2 protein-coding genes are annotated in these 1,055 nt (G+C 32.8%); both read left to right on the top strand.

Annotated elements, in window-relative coordinates; all coding sequences use genetic code 11:
* On the top strand, positions 1-264 hold a 264-nt coding region (locus C6H22_RS08515; protein ID WP_233707109.1), incomplete at its 5' end, for a glycosyltransferase family 2 protein.
* Between the two features lie 89 nt (positions 265-353).
* Positions 354-1,055 (top strand): glycosyltransferase family protein (locus C6H22_RS08510; protein ID WP_459178038.1); only part of this gene is annotated, 702 nt, incomplete at its 3' end.

Below are 1,055 nucleotides of genomic sequence, written 5' to 3'. Positions count from 1 at the left end.
ATACCAATCTACAATGTAGCTCCTTACTTAAAAGAATGTCTTGATTCTGTAATCAATCAGACTTATAAGAATCTGCATATAGTTTTAGTCAATGATGGAAGCACTGATGGAAGTTTAGAAATTGCAAAAGAATATGTTTTAAAAGATTCTCGCTTTATCCTCTTTGATAAAGAAAATGGAGGGCAGTCTCATGCTAGAAATCTTGGGATTGATTACTTTGCCTCGAAACTTCCATTAGGGGGGGGGGTAAATACACTCTTTTAGCTAATCAAAATCCACAAAATCCCTATAAAATCAAATCTTTCTATACTTCTCAATCACCTAATGCAATAAATTACGCAGATTTTGTAGATTTGCTAAATTCTAAAGAGTCTTTAGAATTTCTTATTCCACATATTGATTACATTATGTTTTTAGACCCTGATGATTATTGGAGGGAAGATTGCGTGGAATTATGTCTTAAGGCTTTTGCAGATTCTCAAAGTCAAGGCAAGCAAGCAGAGGTTGTGTGGTTTGACTACAAGATTTTATATGAGAATCTAGCTTATGATATGGGTTCGCCCACAATTTTCCAAAATTATTTGAAATATTTCAAAAACACAATCATCACTCCGAAAATTTGGGCAGAGGTTTCCAAACAGAACGAACTCTTTATGGCATTTGTTTGTGTTGGAATGATTGATTTTAATTTTTTTGAGAAGCTCGAGCTTTATTTTATCAATGGAATATTTATGGAGGATACGCCTTTTGGTATTGTGCTTTTTATGCATGCAAATCACATTGTTATGATTAATGAAATATTGTATATGTGTCACGGAAGAGACGATAGCACTTCAAGATATGCGAAAAGTCCACATATAAGTATTCCTCCATTTTTGCAGGATTTGAAGAAAGCATTTATCGAACCTTACACTATAAGGAAATACCACCAGTTAGTGAGTGTGTTTTATTTCACGCTTTATCTAACGCGGATATTAGAAAAATATAAAAATACAGAAATAAAAGAATCAGTAAGGAAATATTTCTTTAAAGGATTTTGCTTATGGTCTCTAGGA

It is taken from the genome of Helicobacter equorum (assembly GCF_900198655.1).
In the GTDB taxonomy this organism is placed as follows: domain Bacteria; phylum Campylobacterota; class Campylobacteria; order Campylobacterales; family Helicobacteraceae; genus Helicobacter_F; species Helicobacter_F equorum.
Note: the sequence above shows the minus strand (reverse complement) of the source record. Positions and strands in the feature narration are given on the sequence as shown.